This is a genomic window from Microbacterium sp. p3-SID336, assembly GCF_025143365.1.
Lineage (GTDB): Bacteria > Actinomycetota > Actinomycetes > Actinomycetales > Microbacteriaceae > Microbacterium.
Window position 1 is genome coordinate 1 of sequence record NZ_JALXPE010000095.1, and the last position, 7,845, is coordinate 7,845.

Genomic DNA, 7,845 nt, shown 5'->3' on the forward strand with positions numbered 1-7,845 from the left:
GAGCGTGACGGCAGCGCGGATCAGCGTGGCCTGCTCGGTGGCATGCACCTTCGACGAACCCGTCGCGGGCGACGCGGAGGCCGGACGAGAGATGTTCCGGAAGCTGCGGTCGCCGGGGACGTCCGCGAATGCGAGCGCCAGGAACGGCCAGGCTCCCTGGTTCTCCGGCTCCTCCTGCACCCACACCAGCTCGGCGTTCGGGTACGAATCGGTGATGGCCTTCAGCTCGTCGATCGGCGTCGGGTACAGCTGCTCCATGCGCACGAGCGCGATCTCCGGGTTCGGGTTCTTCTCGAGCTCGGCGCGCAGGTCCCAGTGCACCTTGCCGGAGTGGACGAGCACGCGCTTCACGGCGGAGCGGTCCAGACCGCGGTCGTCGTCGATGACCGGCTCGAAGCGACCCTGCGTGAACGCCTCCACCGGGCTCGTCGCACCGCGCAGGCGCAGCATCGCCTTCGGGGTGAACACGATGAGCGGCTTGCGCGGACGGGCGTAGGCCTGACGGCGCAGCAGGTGGAAGTGCGACGCGGGCGTCGACGGCCGCGCGACGATCATGTTCTCCTGGGCGCACAGCTGCAGGAACCGCTCGATGCGTGCCGAGGAGTGGTCCGGCCCCTGGCCCTCGTAGCCGTGGGGGAGCAGCAGCGTGACGCTGGACTGCTGACCCCACTTCTGCTCCGCGGCCGAGATGTACTCGTCGATGACCGACTGGGCGCCGTTGACGAAGTCGCCGAACTGCGCCTCCCAGAGCACGAGCGCCTCGGGAGCCTCCACCGAGTAGCCGTACTCGAAGCCGAGCGCGGCGTACTCGCTGAGCAGCGAGTCGTACACGAAGAACCGGCCCTGCGCGTCGGACAGGTTCGACAGCGGCAGCCACTCCTGGCCGTTCGCCCTGTCGTGCAGAGCGGCGTGACGCTGCACGAACGTGCCGCGACGCGAGTCCTGACCGGCGAGGCGCACGGGAGTGCCCTCGACGAGCAGCGACCCGAAGGCGAGCAGCTCGCCGAAGCCCCAGTCGACGTTCCCGTTGCGGCTCATGTCGAGGCGCTTCTCCAGCAGCTGCTGGATCTTCGGGTGCACCGTGAAGCCCTCGGGCTTGTTCACGAACGCGTCGCCGATGAGCTGGATGACCTCGGCGGGGACGCCGGTGACCTCGGGCGCGCCCACCTGGTCTTCGACCGGCGGGGCCTCGGGCGCGATCGGCGTCGCACCGGTCTCGGCGGCGTGCGTCTCGGCGAAGGCGATCTCCAGGCGGTTCTGGAAGTCGGCCTTGGCCTCGTCGTACTCCTCCTCGGTGATGTCACCGCGACCGACCAGCGACTCCGTGTAGAGGCGGCGTACGGAGCGCTTGGCCTGGATGAGGTCGGTCATCAGCGGCTGGGTCATCGACGGGTCGTCGCCCTCGTTGTGACCGCGGCGGCGGTAGCAGACGAGGTCGATCACGACGTCGCGGTGGAACCGCTCGCGGTACTCGAACGCCAGCTGGGCGACGTGGATGACGGCCTCGGGGTCGTCGCCGTTCACATGGAAGATCGGCGCCTGGATGGTCTTGGCGACGTCGGTGGCGTACACGGAGGTGCGCGCGTCGCTCGGCGTCGTGGTGAAGCCCACCTGGTTGTTCACGACCACGTGGATCGTGCCGCCCGTGCGGTAGCCGCGCAGCTGCGACATCTGCAGGGTCTCCACGACGACGCCCTGGCCGGCGAAGGCCGCGTCGCCGTGCACCAGGATCGGCAGCCACGCGAACGTGCCGATGGGCTTGCGGTCCTGCTTGGCGCGGACGATGCCCTCCAGGACGCCGTCGACCGTCTCCAGGTGCGAGGGGTTGGCGGCGAGGTACACCGGCAGGGACGAGCCGTCGTCGGCGACGAACGTGCCCTCGGTCCCCAGGTGGTACTTCACGTCGCCGGAGCCGCGCTGGTTGCCCGGCATCTGCGTGCCCTCGAACTCGCGGAACACCTGGCCATAGGTCTTGCCGGCGATGTTCGTGAGCACGTTCAGGCGACCGCGGTGGGCCATGCCGATCGCGGCGCCCTCGAGCCCGGCCGTCGCCGCGCCCTGCAGGATCTCGTCGAGCAGCGGGATGAGCGACTCGCCGCCCTCGAGCGAGAAGCGCTTCTGGCCGACGAACTTCGTCTGCAGGAAGGTCTCGAAGGCCTCGGCCTCGTTCAGCTTGCGGAGGACGCGGAGCTGCTCGTCGTGGCCGGGCTTCTGGTACTTGACCTCCACCTTCTCCTGGAACCAGCGGCGCTGCTCCGGGTCCTGGATGTGCATGTACTCGATGCCGAGCGTGCGGCAGTACGAGTCGCGCAGCACGCCGAGGATGTCGCGGAGCTTGGCCACGCGGCGCCCGCCGAAGCCGCCGGTGACGAACTCGCGGTCCAGGTCCCAGAACGTGAGGCCGTGGCTCTCGATCTCCAGGTCCGGGTGCGAGCGCTGCCGGTACTCGAGCGGGTCGATGTCGGCCATCAGGTGACCGCGGACGCGGAAGGAGTTGATCAGCTCCTGCACGCGCGACTGCTTGTCGACGCGCTCGGCGAGGTCCACCGCGATGTCGGGGTTCCAGCGGATCGGCGCGTACGGGATGCGCAGCGCGGCGAAGATGTCGTCGTAGAAGCCGCGCTGCCCGATCAGCAGCTCGTGCACCTTCTTGAGGAACTCGCCGGACCCGGCACCCTGGATCACGCGGTGGTCGTAGGTGCTGGTGAGCGTGATGGTCTTGCCGATCGCGAGCTCGTTGAGCGTCTTCTCGCTCGCGCCCTGGAACTCGGCGGGGTACTCGAGGGCGCCGGCGCCGATGATGCAGCCCTGGCCCTTCATCAGACGCGGCACGGAGTGCACGGTGCCGATGCCGCCCGGGTTGGTCAGCGAGACCGTGGTGCCCTGGAAGTCGGTCGCGGTGAGCTTGTTGCTGCGCGCGCGCGTGACCAGGTCCTCGTAGGCGGCGAGGTACTCGGTGAAGGTCATGGTGTCGGCGCGCTTGATGCTGGGCACCATGAGGGCGCGCGTACCGTCCGGCTTCGGCAGGTCGATCGCGATGCCGAGGTTGACGTGCGCCGGGGCGACGACGGAGGGCTTGCCGTCGATCTCGGCGTAGAACACGTTCTGACTGCGGAACTCGTCCAGCGTGCGGATGAGCGCCCAGCCGATCAGGTGCGTGAAGCTGACCTTGCCGCCGCGCGTGCGGGCCATGTGGTTGTTGATGACGATGCGGTTGTCGATCATCAGCTTCGCGGGGACCGTGCGGACGCTCGTCGCAGTGGGGACCGTGAGCGACTCGTCCATGTTCGCGGCGAGCGTCTTCGGAAGGCCGCGGAGCGGCGTGACCTTGTCCTCTTCGGAGGTGTCGACGGGCTCCTTCGACTCCGGCTTGGGCTTGGGCGCCTGCGCGGGGATGGGAGCGGCTGCTGCGGGCTTCGCCGTGGTGCGGGCCACGGGCTGCGCGCCGATCACGGGGATGGGCGCGGTCACCGGATGAGCCGGCTGGTTCGACTCAGCGGGAGCCGCCGCCGGCACTGCGCCCGCCGCGGTGACCTCGGAGTGGTACTGCTCGAGAATCGGCCACCACTCCTTGTCGACCGAGTCGCGGTTCTCCTTGAACTGCTCGTAGAGCTCTTCGACGAGCCAGGAGTTGGCTCCGAACCCCCCGTCGCCACCGACGCCGGTCACCTGGTTCGACACGCTCTATCGCCCTCTTTCATCGCTGAAGATCTCCGGTGCGGAGGCACGACGCAGGATGCGTTCGGGCGCGCACACTCTCGACCACCAAGCCTAACCTGTTTCACCCGGGTAATCGTCGAAGCGCCCGCCCGTGCCGCCACGATCTGGGTACCGTGGAGGCATGGAGTTCTCAGGCGCGCAGCCCACCGTCGATCTGACGTATTCGGACGTCTTCCTGGTGCCGCGCCGCTCGGCCGTCACCAGCCGGCTCCAGGTCGACCTGACACCGCACGACGGCACGCCCGCGACGCTGCCGCTCGTGGCCGCGAACATGAACTCGGTCACCGGTCCGCGCCTTGCGGCAGTGCTGGCGCGGCGCGGCGCTCTCGGTGTGCTGCCGCAGGATCTTCCGCTGCAGGAGCTGGACGCCGCGATCCGCGATGTGAAGAGCCAGCCCGTGCTGTGGGACACACCGCTCGTGCTGCCGCCGCAGGCGACGGTGGCCGACGCGTTGCGCCTGCTCCCGGCGACGGCGGGGCACGGCATCGTGGTGGCGGACGGCGTCGCCCCGATCGACGCGGACCGCATCCACGGGATCCTTCCGGCGACGCGCCTCGCCACGGCGCTGCCCGATGCGCAGCTGGGCGACCTCGTGCACCGCGGTACGCCCGCGATCGACGCCGACGACATCGGCTCGGAGCGGCACGCCTTCGACGTGATCACCGATGCCGGGGTGGAGATGGTGACCGTCGTGCGCCACGGCCACCTCGTCGGCACGCTCAGCGCCCGCAGCGCCCTGCGCTCGACGCTGTACCGCCCGGCGGTCGATGCGGACGGGCGCCTCGCGGTCGCGGCGGCGGTCGGCATCAACGGCGACGTGGCGGCCAAGGCGAAGGCGCTCGCCGCGGCCGGCGTCGACGTCCTGGTGGTGGACACCGCGCACGGTCACCAGGAGGGCATGCTGCGCGCGCTGCAGACCGTGTCCGCACTCGGCCTCGGGCTCCCGATCGTCGCGGGCAACGTGGTCACAGCCGACGGCGTGCGCGACCTCGTGGACGCGGGCGCGACCATCCTGAAGGTCGGCGTGGGGCCGGGCGCGATGTGCACCACGCGGATGATGACGGCGGTGGGGCGGCCGCAGTTCAGCGCCGTGCTCGAGACCGCGCAGGCGGCAGCGGAGACCGGCGCGCACGTGTGGGCGGACGGTGGTGTGCGCTACCCCCGCGACGTCGCGCTCGCGCTCGCCGCGGGGGCGGCATCGGTCATGGTCGGCTCCTGGTTCGCGGGGACCATCGAGGCCCCTGGCGCATTGCAGCGCGACGCGGACGGACGGCTGTTCAAGGAGTCGTGGGGCATGGCGTCGACCAAGGCCGTGCAGGCGCGGTTCGGGCGCCTCGACGCGTACGAGCGGGCGCGCAAGGAGCTCTTCGCCGAGGGCATCTCCTCCTCGAAGATCTACCTCGACCCGCTGCGCCCCGGGGTGGAGGATCTGCTCGACATGATCACCTCCGGCGTACGGTCGTCCTTCACGTACGCCGGCGCGGCGACCGTGCCGGAGTTCCACGAGCGGGCACTGGTCGGGCTCCAGTCCGCCGCGGGCTATGAGGAGGGCAAGGCGCTGCCGGTCAGCTGGTAGCCGAGGGGACGGCCACGGCGTGTTTCTGTAGAATCGAGCGCACTATGGACGACCCTCCCAGTTGTAGAACCTCGCCCCACCGTCCCGTTCTCTCCGCGGAGAGGTAGAGCTGATGGATTACATCATGTTGGGCGTGGGGCTCCTGCTCACGGTCGGCACCGGCCTCTTCGTCGCGAGCGAGTTCGCGCTGGTGAACCTCGACCGGGCCGAACTCGAGGCGCGGCAGGCGCGCGGCGAGTCCCGTCTCTCGCTCACGATCAGCGCTCTCAAGCACACGTCGACCCATCTGTCGTCCGCGCAGCTCGGCATCACGCTGACCACGCTGCTCACCGGCTACACGATGGAGCCGGCGCTGTCGAACCTGCTGCGGCCGACCCTCGTGGCCTGGAGCATCCCGGAGGCCGCGGTCGCTCCGATCGCCACGGTGGTGGCGATGTTCGTCGCGACCGTGCTGTCGATGATCCTCGGCGAGCTCGTGCCGAAGAACTTCGCCCTGGCGCTCCCGCTGGCGACGGCCAAGCTCGTCATCCCGTTCCAGACCGCGTTCACGGCCGTGTTCCGGCCCGCGATCGTCGTGCTCAACGGCAGTGCGAACGGCGTGCTCCGCGGCATGGGCATCGAGCCCAAGGAGGAGCTCTCCGGTGCCAGGAGTGCGGAGGAGCTGTCCTCCCTCGTGCGGCGTTCCGCGAGCGCCGGCGTGCTCGAAGCCGACACGGCGACGCTCCTCGACCGCACTCTCACGTTCTCCCGCCTCACCGCCGCCGACGTCATGACCGCGCGGCCCAGCATGCACGCGATCGCCGCGGGCGACTCGGTCGACGACGTGATCCAGCTCGCGCGGCGCACGGGCCACAGCCGCTTCCCGGTCTTCGACGAGGACCTCGACGACATCACCGGCGTGGTGCACCTGAAGGCCGCGATCTCGGTGCCGCGCGAGCGTCGCGCTGAGGTGCCCGTCGGCGCCCTCGCGACCGATCCGCTGCGCGTCCCGGAGACCGCCCATGTCGACGCGCTGATCTCCGATCTGCGCGGCCGCGGCTACCAGCTCGCGGTCGTCGTGGACGAATACGGCGGCACGGCGGGCATCGTGACGCTCGAGGACCTCGTGGAGGAGCTGGTCGGCGAGGTGTCGGACGAGCACGATCGCACACGCGCCGGCATCATCCGCAACCGGGACGGCATCACGTTCCCCGGCGAGCTGCGACCCGACGAGCTGCGCAGCCGCGCCGGCGTCGAGGTGCCGGAGGGCGATGTGTACGACACGGTCGGCGGCTACGTGATGAGCGTGCTCGAGCGCGTGCCCTCCGTCGGCGACGAGGTGCCGCTCGAGAGCGGCACGCTGCAGGTCGTGCGCATGGACGGCCGCCGCGTGGACCGGGTGCGCTACGTGCCGAGAGCCGACGCCGACGAGACCGAGGAGGCGACCCGATGAGCGACTGGGGTGGACTGGCCTGGCTCGTCGTGCTGCTCGCGGCGAACGCCTTCTTCGTCGGTGCCGAGTTCGCGGTCATCTCCGCGCGGCGCTCGCAGATCGAGCCGAGGGCCGAGCGCGGATCGCGTGCGGCCAAGACGGCGCTCTACGCGATGGAGCACGCGACGCTCATGCTCGCGACCTCTCAGCTGGGCATCACCATCTGCTCGCTGCTGATCCTGAACGTCTCGGAGCCCGCGATCCACCACCTGCTGGCCGTGCCGATGCATGCGCTCGGCTGGCCGGACGGCGCCGTGGACGTGGTGTCGTTCGTGATCGCCCTGCTCGTGGTGTCGTTCCTGCACGTGGTGTTCGGCGAGATGGTGCCCAAGAACCTCGCGTTCTCGGTGCCGGACAGGGCCGTGCTGCTGCTGGCGCCGCCGCTGGTCTGGGTGTCGAAGGTGTTCATGCCCGTGATCTGGCTGCTCAATGCGGCGGCGAACGGCGTGCTGCGACTGTTCCGGGTGGAGCCGAAGAACGAGGCGGCGTCGACGTTCACACTCGACGAGGTCGCCACGATCGTCAGCCAGTCGCGGCGCGAGGGCGTGCTGATGGACACCGCGGGAACCGTGACCGCCGCCGTGGAGTTCACGGACAAGAAGGCGCGGGATGTGGCGGTGCCGCTGGGAGACCTGGTGACGCTCCCGCAGTCGACGACCCCGGACGACATCGAGAAGGCGGTCGCGCGCTATGGCTTCTCGCGGTACGTGATCGTCGACGACGAGGACGTGCCGATCGGCTACGTGCACCTGAAGGACATCCTCCGCTCCTCCGAGGGCCCGGACGCCGACACGAAGGTGCTCGAGCCGATTCCCGCCAAGCGGATCCACCACATGGTGCCCGTGCAGGAGGACACGGATCTGGAGGACGCGCTCGCGGTCATGCGCCGCGCCGGACGCCACCTGGCCAAGGTGCGCGACGCCGCGGGCGAGACCACCGCCGTGCTGTTCCTGGAAGACATCCTCGAGGAGCTGGTGGGCGAGGTGCAGGACGCGACGCGTCGCGTCCGCGGACACTGACCCCCCGCGAACGCCCCCCCCCCCCCCCCCGCCCGCGGGGGGGGGGGCGCCCACGTCCG

Annotated in this window: 4 protein-coding genes; 3 read left to right on the forward strand and 1 reads right to left on the reverse strand. The window is 70.2% G+C overall.

The genetic code is table 11. The annotated features are described in order from the left end of the window. A partial coding sequence (locus tag M3C17_RS18325; RefSeq protein ID WP_259979489.1) for a multifunctional oxoglutarate decarboxylase/oxoglutarate dehydrogenase thiamine pyrophosphate-binding subunit/dihydrolipoyllysine-residue succinyltransferase subunit occupies positions 1-3,681 on the reverse strand: 3,681 nt, incomplete at its 3' end. Positions 3,682-3,841: 160 nt separating this feature from the next. Between M3C17_RS18325 and M3C17_RS18330 the strand changes: the two genes are divergently transcribed. From M3C17_RS18330 to M3C17_RS18340, 3 genes are all read left to right on the forward strand, one after another. Beyond that, on the forward strand, positions 3,842-5,296 hold the full coding sequence (locus M3C17_RS18330; RefSeq protein WP_259979490.1) for a GuaB1 family IMP dehydrogenase-related protein: 1,455 nt from the start codon (positions 3,842-3,844) through the stop codon (positions 5,294-5,296). 112 nt (positions 5,297-5,408) lie between these two features. Beyond that, the gene (locus M3C17_RS18335; protein WP_259979491.1) at positions 5,409-6,728 is read left to right on the forward strand and encodes a hemolysin family protein; all 1,320 of its coding nucleotides are present in this window, start codon (positions 5,409-5,411) and stop codon (positions 6,726-6,728) included. Continuing rightward, positions 6,725-7,786, forward strand: a complete 1,062-nt coding sequence (locus tag M3C17_RS18340; RefSeq protein WP_259979492.1) for a hemolysin family protein — start codon at positions 6,725-6,727, stop codon at positions 7,784-7,786. Before M3C17_RS18335 ends, M3C17_RS18340 begins: the two co-directional genes overlap by 4 nt. Positions 7,787-7,845: the final 59 nt, after the last annotated feature.

Coding starts and splice junctions, on each gene's coding strand:
- M3C17_RS18330 (WP_259979490.1), top strand. CDS start 3,842: ATGGAGTTCTCAGGCGCGCAGCCCACCGTCGATCTGACGTATTCGGAC.
- M3C17_RS18335 (WP_259979491.1), top strand. CDS start 5,409: ATGGATTACATCATGTTGGGCGTGGGGCTCCTGCTCACGGTCGGCACC.
- M3C17_RS18340 (WP_259979492.1), top strand. CDS start 6,725: ATGAGCGACTGGGGTGGACTGGCCTGGCTCGTCGTGCTGCTCGCGGCG.